At 40.5% G+C, this 15,471-nt stretch carries 15 protein-coding genes; 10 read left to right on the top strand and 5 right to left on the bottom strand.

Features of this window, described 5'->3' with window-relative positions; translation table 11 throughout:
- The first annotated feature begins 39 nt into the window (after nt 1–39).
- Nucleotides 40–231 (top strand): CPXCG motif-containing cysteine-rich protein, encoded by a 192-nt coding sequence (locus DS2_RS01175; protein ID WP_035012750.1) that lies wholly within the window; start codon nt 40–42, stop codon nt 229–231.
- 1 nt (nt 232) lies between these two features.
- On the opposite strand, the gene radA is transcribed toward DS2_RS01175, so the two are convergent.
- Nucleotides 233–1,594, bottom strand: coding sequence for a DNA repair protein RadA (gene radA / locus DS2_RS01170; RefSeq protein WP_035012749.1), 1,362 nt, complete (start codon nt 1,592–1,594; stop codon nt 233–235).
- Between the two features lie 169 nt (nt 1,595–1,763).
- On the opposite strand from radA, the gene DS2_RS01165 reads away from it, so the two are divergent.
- The gene (locus DS2_RS01165) at nt 1,764–4,262 is read left to right on the top strand and encodes a PilZ domain-containing protein (protein ID WP_152537516.1); all 2,499 of its coding nucleotides are present in this window, start codon (nt 1,764–1,766) and stop codon (nt 4,260–4,262) included.
- A gap of 2 nt (nt 4,263–4,264) precedes the next feature.
- Here the strand turns inward: DS2_RS01165 and DS2_RS01160 are convergent, their stop codons facing one another.
- Nucleotides 4,265–4,783: a hypothetical protein gene (locus DS2_RS01160; protein ID WP_035012748.1), complete on the bottom strand. Its 519-nt coding sequence runs from the start codon at nt 4,781–4,783 to the stop codon at nt 4,265–4,267.
- Nucleotides 4,784–4,909: 126 nt separating this feature from the next.
- On the opposite strand from DS2_RS01160, the gene DS2_RS01155 reads away from it, so the two are divergent.
- A complete protein-coding gene (locus tag DS2_RS01155) occupies nt 4,910–5,923 on the top strand; it encodes a LacI family DNA-binding transcriptional regulator (protein ID WP_035012747.1) in 1,014 nt (337 codons plus the stop codon).
- Between the two features lie 90 nt (nt 5,924–6,013).
- On the opposite strand, the gene galK is transcribed toward DS2_RS01155, so the two are convergent.
- From galK to DS2_RS01140, 3 genes are all read right to left on the bottom strand, one after another.
- Complete coding sequence (gene galK, locus DS2_RS01150; protein ID WP_035012746.1) at nt 6,014–7,156, bottom strand: galactokinase; 1,143 nt, start codon at nt 7,154–7,156, stop codon at nt 6,014–6,016.
- A gap of 8 nt (nt 7,157–7,164) precedes the next feature.
- Nucleotides 7,165–8,208 (bottom strand): UDP-glucose--hexose-1-phosphate uridylyltransferase, encoded by a 1,044-nt coding sequence (locus DS2_RS01145; RefSeq protein WP_035012745.1) that lies wholly within the window; start codon nt 8,206–8,208, stop codon nt 7,165–7,167.
- Between the two features lie 173 nt (nt 8,209–8,381).
- On the bottom strand, nt 8,382–8,867 hold the full coding sequence (locus DS2_RS01140) for a hypothetical protein (protein WP_035012744.1): 486 nt from the start codon (nt 8,865–8,867) through the stop codon (nt 8,382–8,384).
- A gap of 253 nt (nt 8,868–9,120) precedes the next feature.
- Here DS2_RS01140 and ccoN point away from each other — a divergent pair, with 253 nt between their 5' ends.
- From ccoN to ccoS, 7 genes are all read left to right on the top strand, one after another.
- Nucleotides 9,121–10,563: a cytochrome-c oxidase, cbb3-type subunit I gene (gene ccoN, locus DS2_RS01135; RefSeq protein ID WP_035012743.1), complete on the top strand. Its 1,443-nt coding sequence runs from the start codon at nt 9,121–9,123 to the stop codon at nt 10,561–10,563.
- Nucleotides 10,564–10,572: 9 nt separating this feature from the next.
- Nucleotides 10,573–11,181, top strand: a complete 609-nt coding sequence (gene ccoO, locus DS2_RS01130) for a cytochrome-c oxidase, cbb3-type subunit II (protein ID WP_035012742.1) — start codon at nt 10,573–10,575, stop codon at nt 11,179–11,181.
- A 2-nt stretch (nt 11,182–11,183) separates the two neighbouring features.
- Nucleotides 11,184–11,372, top strand: a complete 189-nt coding sequence (locus tag DS2_RS01125) for a cbb3-type cytochrome oxidase subunit 3 (RefSeq protein ID WP_035012741.1) — start codon at nt 11,184–11,186, stop codon at nt 11,370–11,372.
- A 10-nt stretch (nt 11,373–11,382) separates the two neighbouring features.
- The gene (gene ccoP, locus DS2_RS01120) at nt 11,383–12,342 is read left to right on the top strand and encodes a cytochrome-c oxidase, cbb3-type subunit III (RefSeq protein WP_035012740.1); all 960 of its coding nucleotides are present in this window, start codon (nt 11,383–11,385) and stop codon (nt 12,340–12,342) included.
- A gap of 103 nt (nt 12,343–12,445) precedes the next feature.
- On the top strand, nt 12,446–12,943 hold the full coding sequence (locus DS2_RS01115; protein ID WP_035012739.1) for a FixH family protein: 498 nt from the start codon (nt 12,446–12,448) through the stop codon (nt 12,941–12,943).
- A 3-nt stretch (nt 12,944–12,946) separates the two neighbouring features.
- A complete protein-coding gene (locus DS2_RS01110; protein ID WP_035012738.1) occupies nt 12,947–15,319 on the top strand; it encodes a heavy metal translocating P-type ATPase in 2,373 nt (790 codons plus the stop codon).
- The gene (gene ccoS, locus DS2_RS01105) at nt 15,316–15,471 is read left to right on the top strand and encodes a cbb3-type cytochrome oxidase assembly protein CcoS (RefSeq protein ID WP_035012737.1); all 156 of its coding nucleotides are present in this window, start codon (nt 15,316–15,318) and stop codon (nt 15,469–15,471) included. Before DS2_RS01110 ends, ccoS begins: the two co-directional genes overlap by 4 nt.

Below are 15,471 nucleotides of genomic sequence, written 5' to 3'. Positions count from 1 at the left end.
CCTAAATTTAAACAGGATTCAGACAAAAGGAGAGACGCTATGACAAGTTATTTAATCGACAAAGCAACTGAATGTCCCCATTGTGGTCACCATATTCACCTGATGCTCGACGATTCTAATGGTGACCAAGATTATTACGAAGACTGCCCAGCATGCTGCAATGCCATTCACGTTTCTTTCCACTTGAATGAATACAATGAAAAAATCGACTTAAGTGTCGCGAACGAATAGGTTAAATTACCTCTAGCGCCTGCGACAATTGGCTTACACCAATAACTTGCATATCGCCAATTTGCTGCTTAGGCGCATTCTGCTTAGGGACAATAGCGCGTTTAAAACCATGTTTAGCCGCTTCTTTAAGACGTTCAATACCATTTTGAACGGGTCTAATTTCGCCAGAAAGGCCAACCTCGCCAAATACGACTAAGTCTTGCGGTAAAACTTGATTTTTGAAGCTTGAAACCAAAGCAACCAGCAAAGCAAGATCCGCGGCCGTCTCACTCACTTTAACCCCACCAACAATGTTCACAAATACATCTTGGTCACCCAAGGCCAATCCACCGTGTCTGTGCAATACAGCCAACAACAGTGCTAATCGATTTTGCTCTAAGCCGACAGTCACCCGTCTTGGATTTCCTAACATCGAATGGTCCGCCAGCGCTTGAATTTCGACCATCAGCGGCCGAGTACCTTCCCATATCACCATAACCAACGAACCGGAAGCTGGCACATCCGCTCGAGATAAAAATATTGCGGATGGGTTTTTAACCTCCTTCATGCCTAACTCTGTCATTGCAAAAACACCTAACTCGTTCACTGCACCAAAACGATTTTTGTGGCTTCTGAGTGTGCGATAGCGACTATCAGTTGAACCGTCTAACAAAATGGAACAATCAATACAGTGCTCTAATACTTTTGGACCCGCTAACGAGCCATCTTTAGTGACATGCCCAACCATAAATATTGCGACATTATTTTGTTTGGCATAACGTGTTAAAAATGCAGCGGTTTCTCTAACTTGCGAAACACTACCCGGGGCAGACTGAATGTCACTCATATGCATAACTTGTATAGAGTCGATGACCATAATCGCCGGTTTGCTCTCCCCTGCCAATAAACAAATATTTTCAACATTAGTTTCAGACAATAATTTAAGTTTATCTTTAGGCAGCTTGAGTCTATCGGCCCTCATCGCAACTTGCTGCAACGATTCCTCACCGGTAATGTATAGCACCGACATATTCTGAGCTAAATGACACATGGTTTGTAATAATAAGGTACTTTTACCCGCACCAGGCGAGCCGCCAATCAACACGGCAGAGCCTGGAACAATTCCGCCTCCCAGCACACGATCAAACTCCTGCAAGCCACTAGAGATGCGCGGTAGCTCTGTCAGTTCAATTGACTCTAAAGTTTCTATTTTTGCTGTAACCTGCCCAGCATAGCCAGCATACTTGGCACTAGCAGCGGGTTGTTTGGCAACTTTGTATTCGGTAATGGTGTTCCATGATTTACATTCACTACACTGCCCCATCCATCGAGTAAAGTCTGCGCCACATTCATTACATACCCAAGCAGTTTTTGATTTAGCCATAAATAATCTTATTATCGAAATTTGGCTTAAGTTTAGCTTAAAGTTGATTTAGATAAAATTGATTGATTCCTACATTTTCCAACCATTTAGGTATAAACTTTAATGGAAATAAGGCGATAACAAACCGTGCACTATATTAATCTGCTAAAATTTGGGCCAAACAATAAGCATGACTAAAGTCGATCCAACACTTGCTGAATATGCGTCACTAATAGAAAAACTAAAACCTAGCGTAAAATCACCTGATTTCGATCAGGTTTTAAACTCAGTGACTTCAGATATCCCTAAACCCAAACGCTTTTTAATTAAAATGGAATTAAAGCGCTTGGCAACCCCTTGTGCTCGACGTATTGATTTGCGTGGAATTGTTGATGAAGAATGCACAGAATATGATCATCAAGGTGTAATCCACTACCTAGATGACACCAATATTGAAAGATTTGAAAAAGGCATTGATAAGTTTGGCTGGTATTGCAATGGTGTATATGAAGAGATAATTAACCGCAGCCGCCAACAAAAACAAAGCCGCAACAGCGGCATTCAGACTGAAGATGTTCGAGCCGATAGTACCGCAGATTCTGGCGGAACGGTTGCAAATTACCCAGCAGTAGGCCTGCAGTTTGGCGCAAGACAATTGCGCGAAGAAGAACGCATGAACTACACAATGCAAATTGAAATTGAAGCCAGCGTAACGGATTTGTTCAAAGCGGTTACCACAGACATATCTGTAAGTGGCTGTCGACTCAAATTACAACAAAAATATCCTATCGTACCTGGTCAGTTAATTTATGTTCGTTTTTTAAGTTTAGAAAAAGAATTTGCGCTTGGTTTAAAAGATAAAATTCAATACAAAGTCATCTCGGTCGAGAAGAAACAGGGCTATATTTATCCTAGATGCGTAAGAACATACGATGTTGACACGCATTCTTTTGATGAATTTTTAGCCAACTTCATCAATGGCAACAAAAGGCGCTACAAACTCAACTTAGACAATACAGTAGACGCAGTACTCATTAAAGGCTACGAGCAATATTACTTGCCCCGAGTCGTGTCGCTGCCAGTATATATTGCCAAACATGAAAACGGTGCATTGTACCCAGTGATGATGTTAAGCAATGATCATAACAAACATGTTTCTCGCCATTGGCTCGATGAGAACAATCAAAATTGTCTCAGTCAATTATTAACACACAAGCGAATAAGTGAATTAGCCAACAAAACATCGGTAACTAAAGAAACCACAATATATGGCTTTACCCATATCGCAAAAGGCCGAACCTACTTTTATTCAGCAACCTGTGACGAGCTAGCGCAAGATAAAAACTTGCAACGCATATTTTTAGCTTTCGGCAGCAGCAAAAAGAACTGGATGGTTTATAAAGCACAATTGAATGAACTTAATATTGATGGCGCTTATTTACCTACCACGCTGCCACCGACAAAAGAACACAAAGCAATAAAGGATAAAAACCGACCTTCGCCACGGGTATTGAGCCACATCGCAAAATTAAAATATGTAGTGACCTTAACCCAATTGGCCGATGACGATGCAAAAGCGCTCTACCAACAAAACAACAACTTTGAGCTTTCAGAAGTTAACCAGTTAAAGGTTTATGGCCATTCAAAAACTGACCCCGTGCTACCAATTGAAGATGTAGCATTTAAGTACGTTAATCTGCGATCACAAACTCGCTATATATACAAAACCACTGTAATAGTCTCTACCGAATATGTCGACAAAATAGCCATTAGCAAGGACTTTTCGATCAACGGGATGCAAATCGAATGCCCTGAATCCATGAATGTTGAAAAATATGAAAAGTTAAAGATTGAATTGCCTGATTTACAACAAATTTCAAGTAAGTTTAAGCTAAAGGGTTTAGCTTACGAAGTTATGGGTTTTAACAAAGCAAAAACTATAATTCATCTTCGAGTATTCGAAGAGCGTGGACAAAATCATGTTGCTAAACAATTTTTTGAACAGCTGATTGATAAAAATAAAGAAAAGCTCAAACCTGCGTTTATGGGTAACGTCATCCCAGGATTAGCTGAAGCCTTACGTAACTTGTACGTTCGGGCACAAAATAACATTGGTTTCTTTATTCACAAACGCGGCATTCGCCATGAACTAAAAAATATCGGCTACAGTAATGCGCAAACAGCAAGCTTAAAGCTCTTTACCAGTGACAATGAATCAGGCTTTAACTTATACCCACTACTGCGCAATAACTACTTAAATAGCTTTATTGTTAACATGTTAAGAAGACTGCAAAGGGATTCTTTGCCTGCTTATCAGGATTTATTTATTCGAGTAAGAACGCAAGAAACCAATGTAACCAGTCGATTTGAAACAATTCTTGCTGCCGAAATGCGCAGTAACTCGGCACGTAAAATCTTCATTCAAAAAGCCAGCCAAAACAATGTATTATTTTTCGCACTGCGTGTTTATTTATCTCGCACAGGCCGTCCAGATACAGACTACATTTCACATGAGTTAGCTTATGTCAGCCAATATGCAATTCATAAAGCGAAACAATTGGAAGAAGACCTTTGGTCAGTAACAGCGGTGGGCGATATCATAGATATTACCGAAGAAACCATGCTCAGATATGGTTTTGACCAAAGCAAAGTTGAAGGTCAATTAGCAGCACGCAGCGCGTTAGTTTAATCTTAAGCAACGTGTATTGTTTTTGACAAACCTAACTTGGCACATGTTTGATAATAGGTATTTTGAATCAACACAGCGTCGTTGCTTGCTCTGTGGCGAGGTTGTGATGACTTAGCCGCTAAAGCCTCTTTGGTATCGTGCCAAATTTCCATTTGTTGCTCGGTTAAAATACTGACAATGCTTTCAATTTTAAATGCTTGTACCTTGCCTGCAAACTCAAATAATTTGGCTATCCAACTTGAATCATTACCCCAAGCGTCTGAATAAACGGTCTGATCACGCAAAATACAATTCAGATTATCAGCAACTGAGCAAATACTGCTACCAAACAAATATACTTCTTGTAGCGATATTTTGTGCGCATCTTCAGCCGAGCGTTGCCAATGCGTCCAACTCTCATCAGGCTCAATTAACGAACAAAAACGTCGTCCAGACGATAGAACTACACCCACCTCAATTGGATAACTACCTCGACCGAAACCTGAAGCTTCAACATCAATAATATTGGGTAAGTTGATCATGTTAAACCTCCTTTTCTATCAGCATAGAACAAGGCGACAAGATTGCCACAATTAACACTGTATCCAAATGACATATTTTAGTAATATTCGTGCTAACAAAAATGAAAACGTTGTACCAACAAAAATATGGCAACAATTAAAGATATTGCTAATGCAGCAGGTGTTTCACTCGCGACTGTTTCTCGGGTAATCAACAATGGTCCTAAAGTCGGTGATGCAACGCGCGCGCGAATTAAAGAAATCATGAAAGAAATGGGTTATCGGCCCAATGCAAATGCAAGAGCTTTAGTCACACAACGCAACCCATCTTTAGGGGTTGTGCTTGCAGAGTTATCTGATCCTTTTTTTGCAACCCTAGCCCATGGTATTGAAAGCGTAGCAAGAAAAAAAGACATTCAAGTACTGCTCAGCTCTGGTTCCATTCAATCTAAAACCGAAATGAAAGCAATCGACACACTTATGGAGCATAGATGTGAAGCTATGGTGGTGCACAGTAAAGCACTTAGCGATGATGCGTTGATTGAATATGCTAAAGAAATCCCCGGCTTTATCTTAATAAATCGCTACATAGAACAAATCGCTAATCGCTGTGTTTGGTTAGATAACTATGCGGGCGGCTGTACTATTGCCAAACACTTACTCGCATTGGGCCATAAAAAAATTGCCATCATTAGCAGCCAATATCAAATTGATGATCCAGTGCTTAGAACTAAAGGGGTCGAAGATGAGTTAGCTGCAGCGGGGATCACAATCGATCGCAATGCAATAGAGTTGGCGACACCTGACCAAGAAGGTGGTGAACAAGCCATGCAAAACTTATTAACCAAAGGCGCTGAATTTACTGCGGTAGTCGCCTATAACGATGCAATGGCTGCTGGTGCTATGTCAATGTTGTTAGACCATGGTATTTCTGTGCCGAATCAGGTATCTGTTATTGGCTTTGATGACGTTATTCTAGCGCGTTACTGCCGACCAAAATTAACGACGCTCAAGTATCCAATTGAAATGATGGGTATAAAAGCAGCAGAACTTGCCTTATCTTTAGCATCCAACAAACAAACTGACCAAACGGATGAAACCTACAAATACACCCCGACCATAGTTAAACGTGAATCAGTCGCAATCGCTGGCCATCAGTAAAAAGCACAAACAAAAAGAGAGAAGCTAAGCTTCTCTCCATATGGTTTGATACTTTTGCGTCTAAGTATGTCAAAACGATGATATTTGTGATTAAGCAAAAGCACCTTGCTCAGCAGAACATATGAATATGTCAGCTTGAAGGCCAGTTTTATTAAAGTAATTTTCGTTGATAGTTGCTTTTACAGCATCTGTTAGTGCTTTTGGAACCAAAGCAACAACACAACCACCGAAACCACCACCAGTCATTCTTACACCACCTTGACTACCAATTACTTGGTCGACAATTTCTACTAGGTAGTCAATTTGGCTAGTTGTGATTTCAAAATCATCACGCATAGATGCATGGGAGCCTTTCATCAATTCACTTACCTTTGCGAATTCGCCCGCGTTCAATGCATCCAACATATCAAGTGTCCGCTGGTTTTCGGTGATGACATGATGCGCACGCTTATATTCAAGTTCTGATAATTGAGGTTTAAACTCGGCTAATTTAGCTAAGTCTGCACCACGAAGCGTATCAACTTGCATTATTTTTGCAGCATTCTCGCATTGCTGTCTGCGAGTATTATATTCGCTATCGACTAAGCCGCGCTTAACATTTGAATTAATAATCACCAGGTCTAATGACGTTGGGACATTTGTGTATTGAATTTCTAATGACTCACAGTCAAGCAACATCGCTTGATCTTTTTTGCCCATAGCAGAAATCAATTGGTCCATAATGCCGCACGAACAGCCAACAAACTCGTTTTCAGCTTCTTGGCCCATTAACGCAGCTTTAATCCCATCTAAATCTAAGTCATTCAGTTGACTAAACGCTTTTAAAATAGCAATTTCAAAAGAAGCAGAGGAGCTTAAACCCGCGCCTTGAGGAACATTACCTGATACAACTAAGGTCGCCCCTTTAATATTTGGGTAAACTTTCATTAATGACAACAACACACCGCGAACATAATTGCTCCAACTGTGTGCTTCGTCGTGCTTAATATCATCTAAACTAAAGCTGATAACTTCTTTTTCTAAGTCCGCAGCTAGAATATGTACTTCGCGATCCTCACGCAAACTGCAAGCGATGTCAGTACCAAAGTTGATCGCAGCAGGTAACACAAAACCACCATTATAGTCAGTGTGCTCACCAATCAAATTAACGCGACCGGGGGCATGAATAACAGCTTGAGGATCAGCTTGAAAAGTTTCTTTGAATAATCCGGTAACTAATTCTTGTCTACTCATTGTCTAACTCACTTATTTTTGTAGTGTACTGGGCTTAAGCTTCTCAAACGATCGGCTGCTTGCTCTGGCGTTAAGTCACGTTGTGCTTCTGCCATCATTTCATAACCCACCATGAACTTTCTCACAGTTGCTGAACGCAACAATGGTGGGAAAAACGTTGCATGTAAAGTCCACTCTGGATGCTGATCAGCGCCATCAAATGGTGCACCGTGCCAACCCATAGAATACGGGAAAGAACAATTAAATAGATTGTCGTAACGAATGGTAATTTGACTAATAATGTCGGCCAAAGTCGCCTTTTGACCTTCATTCAATTCTGTCATACGCGACACACTAAATTTTGGCAACAATAGCGTTTCAAACGGCCAGCCAGCCCAATAAGGAACAACAACAACCCAATCAGAGTTTTCACAAACAATGCGCTCTTTTAATTCGAGTTCACGTTTTACATAGTCAGCTAACATATTTGAACCATGTTGTTCAAAATACTGGGTAAAACGTTCACATTTTTTTGCCGGTAAAGTCGGGATGTGTTGATGAGCCCATATTTGACCATGTGGATGAGGGTTAGAACAGCCCATCATAGCGCCTTTATTTTCAAACACCTGGACCCATTGATAAGTTTGACCTAGCTCAGCCGTTTGCTCTTGCCAAGTATCAACCACTTTTTCTATTGCTGATATTTCCATTTCAGGCAAAGTTTTGCTGTGATCAGGAGAGAAACAGATAACACGGCTACAACCGACAGTCGTTTCTTGCTTAAACAGAGGATCATCACTGGTAAATTCTGGAGACTCAGTTTTCAACGCAGCAAAGTCATTTGTAAAAACGAAAGTATTTTCATATTTAGGGTTTAATTCACCAGTGATACGCTTATTACCCGCACATAAATAACAACTTTCGTCATAACTTGGTTTTTGTTCTTCGTCTAATACTTCAGACTGACCTTGCCATGGACGTTTAGCTCTATGAGGAGAAACTAAAATCCACTCACCTATCATTGGGTTGTAGCGGCGATGTGGGTGTTCTGTGGGATCAAACTCAGTGGTCATACGTTTACCCTCTTAAAATAAATTAACCTAAAAGACCTGTAGGCCAAATATATCAGCCTATAGAATATTTCCAACTTGGGCACATCATACGCTTTACAAATTAATAACACAAGCAAAAAGTAAAACGTTTACCCTATTGATTTAAACCAACTGAAACTAGGTATTTCTACAAGCTACCAATTGGTATTAAAAGTCGCTGAAAAAACAGAGGTTTGTGCTGCTTGTGTCCTTGTATCATCGACGATAAAATCGATCTTCCATTGCATATTGCGCTCTGTACACATAACTGGAATAACGTTGACAACAAACTCATCATCAAATTGATTGACTTCTAGCGGGATTGTTCCCATATCCATATTCATCCCAGACAAGCTCGCACTCATGGTTAGCGGAGCTAAATCAATATCAGATGATTTTCCAAAACGTAATGCGATGCGATTATTTTGTTCAAGTTCGAAAGTTTGCTCACTCGCAACAATAGTCACGGTTACGCCATTTGATAACGATAAAACACAATTACTTATGCTCAAGTTACACCGGTCATTTAATTGAATGATATCTGTACCTTGTTGATTGATGTATTTAACTAACACCACCAACAGTAGCAAAGCCACTACGCTCGCAATTAATTGCAATTTTAATCGCCAACTTTGTTGCATATAAACCATATTTCGTTGTTTTGAGGAGTGAATATCATATAACAATATCGCTTGTTATTGAGCTAAATCATGTTTTTTTCAAACTCGACTGTATTTTTTGCTATAAAAACCATACAATTTCCGCGATTTTAGTCAGACAACTAACTTTTTGCTGTTTTTCCACTCAACTTGGATGGTTTTTAAGCAAAAAAGGCTATTATCTATATTTTAATCAAATTTAGTATTAATGCCTGAGAACTTTGGAAGATATAAAATGAGCGCAACAAGTTCTGCAACTCCTATATACAATTTTGACATCGTCAAAAAGTTTGCCTTTATGGCAGTCGTTTGGGGGCTTATTGGAATGTCCGCGGGTGTTCTAATAGCTGCTCAATTGGTGTGGCCCGAGTTAAACTTCGACACGCCTTGGTTTACATATTCTCGATTACGCCCATTACATACCAACGCGGTAATTTTTGCGTTTGGCGGTTGTGCGTTATTCGCGACCTCTTACTACGTGGTACAGCGTACCTGCCAAACACGTATTTTTAGTGACAAACTTGCAAACTTTACTTTTTGGGGTTGGCAAGCAATCATAGTCAGTGCAGTGATAACCTTACCTTTAGGTATCACATCTTCAAAAGAGTATGCTGAATTAGAATGGCCAATTGATATTTTGATTGCCATTGTATGGATTGCGTACGCAATTGTGTTTTTTGGCACTATTGTAAAACGCACCACTTCGCATATATACGTTGCAAACTGGTTCTATGGTGGCTTTATCTTAACAGTTGCAGTGCTACACATTGGTAATAGCATGGCAATTCCAGTTAGTTTAACAAAGTCGTACTCAATATATTCTGGCGCCGTCGATGCCATGATGCAGTGGTGGTATGGCCACAACGCTGTAGGTTTCTTCTTGACCGCTGGCTTCTTAGGCATGATGTATTACTTCGTACCTAAACAAGCAGAACGTCCAGTTTATTCTTATCGATTATCAGTTGTTCACTTTTGGGCGTTAGTATCTCTATATATTTGGGCTGGTCCTCACCATCTTCATTACACAGCATTACCAGACTGGACTCAGTCGCTAGGTATGGTTATGTCAGTTGTCCTGTTTGTTCCATCATGGGGTGGTATGATCAACGGTATTATGACTCTTTCAGGCGCATGGCATAAATTACGTACCGATCCTATCTTGCGCTTTATGATTGTTTCATTGTCTTTCTATGGTATGTCTACATTTGAAGGTCCGATGATGGCAATTAAATCTGTTAATGCTTTATCACATTATACCGACTGGACTGTAGGTCACGTGCACTCAGGTGCTTTGGGTTGGGTTGCTATGGTTTCAATTGGTTCTTTGTACCACCTAATTCCAAAAGTATTTGGTCGTGAAAGAATGTACAGCATCAAACTCATTAACGTGCATTTTTGGTTAGCAACTATCGGCGTAGTTTTATACATTGTTGCAATGTGGATCACGGGTGTTATGGAAGGCATGATGTGGCGTGCTGTCAATGCAGATGGCACACTAACCTATAGCTTTATTGAAATTGTTGCACAGAAAAAACCATACAACATTATGCGTTGGATAGGTGGCTTATGCGTTGTGTCTGGTATGATCATTATGTTGTACAACGTCGTTCGCACTATCAAGTCAGAGAAAGTAGCTGACCAAGGTTTAGCGACTAAACCAGCAGTAGCGAATGCTTAGGAGACTATCATGGCTAATAAACACGAAATAGTAGAAAAAAATATTGGTTTGCTGGCAATTTTTGCAGTAATTGCAATTAGCTTTGGTACCTTAGTAGAAATTACCCCTTTAATGTTCATGAAAGATACAACTGAACCCGTTAAAGGTTTAAAACCGTATACAGCATTAGAAATGGAAGGTCGCGACATTTATATTCGCGAAGGATGTGTTGGTTGTCATAGCCAAATGATCCGCCCTTTCCGCTCTGAAACTGAACGTTATGGTCACTACTCTGTTGCTGGCGAGTCTGTGTGGGAACATCCATTCTTATGGGGTTCTAAGCGTACAGGTCCTGATTTAGCACGTGTAGGTGGTCGTTATTCTGATGAATGGCATAGAGTTCATATGATTAATCCTCGTGACGTTGTTCCTGAGTCAATTATGCCAGGTTACCCTTGGCTTGAAGAAAATAGACTTGATGGTGAACTAATCGCGAAGAAATTAACTGTGTTTAAAGAATATTATGGCGTGCCTTATACCGACGAAGATATTGCGCAAGCAAAAGCTTCAGTACAAGGTAAAACAGAAATGGATGCATTAATTGCATACCTGCAAACGCTTGGCACAGCTTTAAAATAGTTATGGATTACGGAACTTATCGCGGCATATACACCATAATAGTGCTAGTTGTATTCGTTGGCATTATTTGGTGGGCCTATAGTAAGCAGAGTAAAAAACGTTTTGATAATGCAGCTAATTCGATCTTAGATGACTCTGATGTAGAGAAAAAGAATAGCCGCAAAAAAGAACAACAAGTTCACAGAGATTAGAGGATTCATCATGAGTACCTTTTGGAGTTTGTGGGTAGCGATTCTATCTATCCTATGTTTGGTTCTGGTATTTACTTGTTTATACCTGAACATGAAAAACTACGCTGGTGTCGAAGAAGGCAAGTCAATGGGCCATGAATTTGACGGCATCGAAGAACTAAATAACCCATTACCAGGCTGGTGGACCAAGATGTTTTGGTTAACCGCAGTTTGGGCAGTTTATTATTTACTAGCCTACCCTGGCTTAGGTAACTACCAAGGCTTTTTAGGTTGGAAAAGCTCTAACCAAGGCATTACAAGCTTAGAAGAGTCTCGTGCTGCTGTAGAGCAAGCTAAAGCTGAAGGTTATCGAGTGCAATATGATCAAGAAATGGTAAAAGCACAGGAAACTTTTGGTCCAATTTTTGAAAAGTATGCATCTCAAGACATTCATGCGTTAGTAAAAGACGAAGAAGCACTTGAGATTGGTAAACGCCTATATTTACAAAACTGCTCGCAGTGTCACGCTTCAGATGCGCGTGGTGGTGTTGGCTTTCCAAACTTAACTGACAATGATTGGTTATACGGTGGCAGCCCAGAGAAGATTAAAGAAACAATTTTACACGGCCGTAAAGCAGCAATGCCAGGTTGGATTGATTCATTAGGTGAAGATGGTATCAAACAAGTTACAGCTTATGTGATCAGTTTAAGTGGTCGCGAAGTAGATGCTGGTTTGGCTAAAGCTGGTGAAGCAAAATTTGGTGTTTGTGCTGCATGTCATGGGGCTGATGGTAAAGGTAGTGTTGCACATAACTTACCTTTTGGTGCGCCTAACTTGACAGACGACATCTGGTTGTACGGTGGTTCTGAACGCGCTATTACTGAAACGCTGACCCATGGTCGCGCAGGTGTAATGCCAGCTTGGAAAGATATTTTGGGTGAAGACAAAGTACACCTAATCTCAGCTTATGTTTATAGCTTATCAAACTAATTAAATTTAAGCTCAATAAACAAGCGAGATTCATTTATTGAGGAAAGCCTCGCGTTTGCGAGGCTTTTTTTATTGTGATTACTAGGTCCTAAAGGTGCGAGTTATGACAAATGAAGATGTAAGACCCTGGTACAAAGAACCTTGGCCATGGGTGCTAATAGCGATCATCTTAATTCCCGTATTAGTGGCAGCGGTAAGACTATCCATATATCGAGAGTACAAAGTTGAAATGGTGGTCGATGATTATTACAAAAAGGGTAAAGCGATAAATCAGGAGTTTGACCGAGAGAAACTCGCTAGCGAATACGGCATTGCGATATTTGCAGATATTACCGACGACAGTATAGTGTTAGATCTAAATGCAAATAGAAAAGCACCGCGTCCGGCAAGTTTAATTGTTTCATTTTATCACGCAACACAATCGGTAAAAGATCAAAGCGTGATGGCAACACAAAGAGCTGACGGCAAGTATTCAGCCATACTAGATAAATCAACCGCAGGTAAATGGCAGTTAACCATTGAACCTCACGATAAAAAGTGGAAAGTTCAAAAAACTATCACGCTGCCTTCCAAAGACAAGGTTTTGATTACACCCTACTAACCTATGACAAGTTGTTATCATTGCCAAGAGCAAGTACCTGAACAATGCACGCTGACCGTCACAGTTAATGGTCATGAAAAAGCAGTCTGCTGCGCAGGCTGCCAAGCAGTTGCCAACGTAATTTTACAAGGCGGCTTTGATAATTATTATAAATTTCGCCAAAACGCCGCAGAAAAACCAATTGATCAATCGACGCTCGGCGATGACAATCGATACCTCGCGTTTGACTCGGCCAGCGTGCAACAAGAATTTGTCAGCATTAACCAAAACCAACAATATTCTGCCGACATCTCGATACAAGGCATGCACTGTGCAGCTTGCGCTTGGTTAATCGAAAAATACTTAAGCAAGCAAGCTGGTGTTAGCTCAATCAGAGTCAACTTAACCAACGCTCGTGCCGAAGTTGTGTGGGATAATACAAGCATCCAGTTAAGTGAAATATTTAATGCTATCCATGCAATTGGCTACACCCCCTCTCCTTTTAAAATCAGCCAAATAGAAACTGAATACCAACAAATTAATAAAAGTTACCAGAAACAACTGGCTGTAGCGGGCTTGTTTACCATGCAAGTTATGATGCTTGCATTTGCCTTGTATTTTGACGTGATAGAAGCGTCATTTGAATACTTCTTCCGCTGGATAAGCTTATTACTGTCGGCCCCCGTAGTTTTTTACAGTGGTTTACCTTTGCTAACCTCGGCTTATCGTGCAATTAGTAAAAAATCTATAAATATGGATGTGCCTGTGGTGTTTGCAATATACAGCACTTTTATTGCCAGTGCGTATGCAACTTTCACCAACAGCGGGGAGGTATATTTTGAATCGGCCACCATGTTTGTTTTCTTGCTACTAACCAGTCGTTACCTCGAACATTTAGTCAAAACTAAAGCGGCTATTACGTCGGCAAACTTGCTCAAGTTATTACCTCTTGTCGCCTTTAAAAAAACCTCAGCCGGTATAGAAACCGTACATGCAAACGAATTAGCTGTAGGTGACACTATTCAGGTCAAACCAGGTGAACAGGTGCCTGCAGATGGTAGGTTACTGTCAAACACATGTACTGTAGAGGAAGCCCAATTAACTGGTGAAAGCTTGCCAATAAGCAAACAACAAGGTGATCTAATATTAGCCGGCAGTTTGGTACACAATCAAATTATCGTTATCGAAGTAGAAACGGTTTACCTCAATACTCGCCTAGCACAAATTGCTAAACACCAAGAGCGCGTTAATCAATCTAAAAGTCCACTGGCCAACCTTGCTGATAGAATGGCCAAGCAGGCAACTGTCTCGGTATTATTTTTATCAATAGCGACCTTTGTCGGATGGCAACTGCTGGGCGAAAATGGTCTATGGTATGCCGTAGCTGTATTAGTTGCGACTTGCCCTTGCGCTCTCTCATTGGCGCTACCTACCGCAATTTCCGCTGCGAGCAACGCTTTGAAAATCCAAGGCGTACTGGTACGTGAAAGCCATGCCCTCGAACAAGCAGATAAATTATCCGCAATAGCATTTGATAAAACAGGTACGCTAACCACAGGCTGTTTTTCACGCTGTAAAGTTTACGTTCGCCCTGATATCAAACAAAACTTGCTGTTAAAAATTGTTGCAGCAGCAGAAAAAGCTTCGAATCACCCACTAGCAACTGGGTTTAGCGATATAAATACCAATGACATTCAGCTCGATTCAGTAACAACACTTGCACATCAAGGGTTGCAGGTAAAATTTCAAGGTGAAGAATATTTAATTGGCAGCAAATCTTTATTTAACCGATACAGCCAACAAGCTGAGCAAACAAAATGGCCAAATGTGCAAATTTATATTTTTAATCAGACAGGCTGTATTGGAGCAATCGAAGTAGAAGATCAACTAAAACCGACCAGTATCGAATGTATGAAGACATTGGATACTAAAAATGTCATTCTTTCTGGCGACCACTCTAGCTTAGTCGATAAAGCCGCCAAAAAACTAAACATAGATTTTTATAAAGGCCTATCACCTGAAGAAAAACAGTGCAAATTACAGCAATTGCAAGACCTATATGGTTCGGTCGCTATGGTTGGTGACGGGGTAAACGACTCAATTGTATTGGCAACTGCCGACATTTCAATTGCCATGGACGATGGCGCAGAATTATCTAAATACAAAGCTGATGTCATTCTTTTAAATTCTCAACCGATCGGTGTGGTAAAACTCATACACATGTCACAACGCTTAAATCGAATTTTAAAACAAAATTTTATTTGGGCGATCGGCTACAATGCTTTAGCATTACCGCTTGCAGTTTTTGGGATATTAACCCCTTGGATGGCGGTTATTGGTATGTCAGCTAGCTCATTAATCGTTGTGAGCAACTCTATGAGGTTACTTAAAAAATGAATGTTATTTACGTACTAATTCCCCTCGCCATAGTCATTATAGTTGTTGCCCTCGCGCTATTTTTTTGGGCAGTCAAAAAAAATCAATTTGAAGATTTAGACCGGCAAGGTCACGATATTTTGTTTGACGACGATAATCCCAAGCAAAAATAA

This window comes from Catenovulum agarivorans DS-2 (assembly GCF_000568405.1).
In the GTDB taxonomy this organism is placed as follows: Bacteria; Pseudomonadota; Gammaproteobacteria; order Enterobacterales; family Alteromonadaceae; genus Catenovulum; species Catenovulum agarivorans_A.
Note: the sequence above shows the minus strand (reverse complement) of the source record. Positions and strands in the feature narration are given on the sequence as shown.

Coding starts and splice junctions, on each gene's coding strand:
- DS2_RS01140 (WP_035012744.1), bottom strand. CDS start 8,867: ATGCAACAAAGTTGGCGATTAAAATTGCAATTAATTGCGAGCGTAGTG.
- DS2_RS01155 (WP_035012747.1), top strand. CDS start 4,910: ATGGCAACAATTAAAGATATTGCTAATGCAGCAGGTGTTTCACTCGCG.
- DS2_RS01160 (WP_035012748.1), bottom strand. CDS start 4,783: ATGATCAACTTACCCAATATTATTGATGTTGAAGCTTCAGGTTTCGGT.
- ccoP (WP_035012740.1), top strand. CDS start 11,383: ATGAGTACCTTTTGGAGTTTGTGGGTAGCGATTCTATCTATCCTATGT.
- ccoN (WP_035012743.1), top strand. CDS start 9,121: ATGAGCGCAACAAGTTCTGCAACTCCTATATACAATTTTGACATCGTC.
- galK (WP_035012746.1), bottom strand. CDS start 7,156: ATGAGTAGACAAGAATTAGTTACCGGATTATTCAAAGAAACTTTTCAA.
- DS2_RS01175 (WP_035012750.1), top strand. CDS start 40: ATGACAAGTTATTTAATCGACAAAGCAACTGAATGTCCCCATTGTGGT.
- ccoS (WP_035012737.1), top strand. CDS start 15,316: ATGAATGTTATTTACGTACTAATTCCCCTCGCCATAGTCATTATAGTT.
- DS2_RS01115 (WP_035012739.1), top strand. CDS start 12,446: ATGACAAATGAAGATGTAAGACCCTGGTACAAAGAACCTTGGCCATGG.
- ccoO (WP_035012742.1), top strand. CDS start 10,573: ATGGCTAATAAACACGAAATAGTAGAAAAAAATATTGGTTTGCTGGCA.
- DS2_RS01145 (WP_035012745.1), bottom strand. CDS start 8,208: ATGACCACTGAGTTTGATCCCACAGAACACCCACATCGCCGCTACAAC.
- DS2_RS01165 (WP_152537516.1), top strand. CDS start 1,764: ATGACTAAAGTCGATCCAACACTTGCTGAATATGCGTCACTAATAGAA.
- radA (WP_035012749.1), bottom strand. CDS start 1,594: ATGGCTAAATCAAAAACTGCTTGGGTATGTAATGAATGTGGCGCAGAC.
- DS2_RS01125 (WP_035012741.1), top strand. CDS start 11,184: ATGGATTACGGAACTTATCGCGGCATATACACCATAATAGTGCTAGTT.
- DS2_RS01110 (WP_035012738.1), top strand. CDS start 12,947: ATGACAAGTTGTTATCATTGCCAAGAGCAAGTACCTGAACAATGCACG.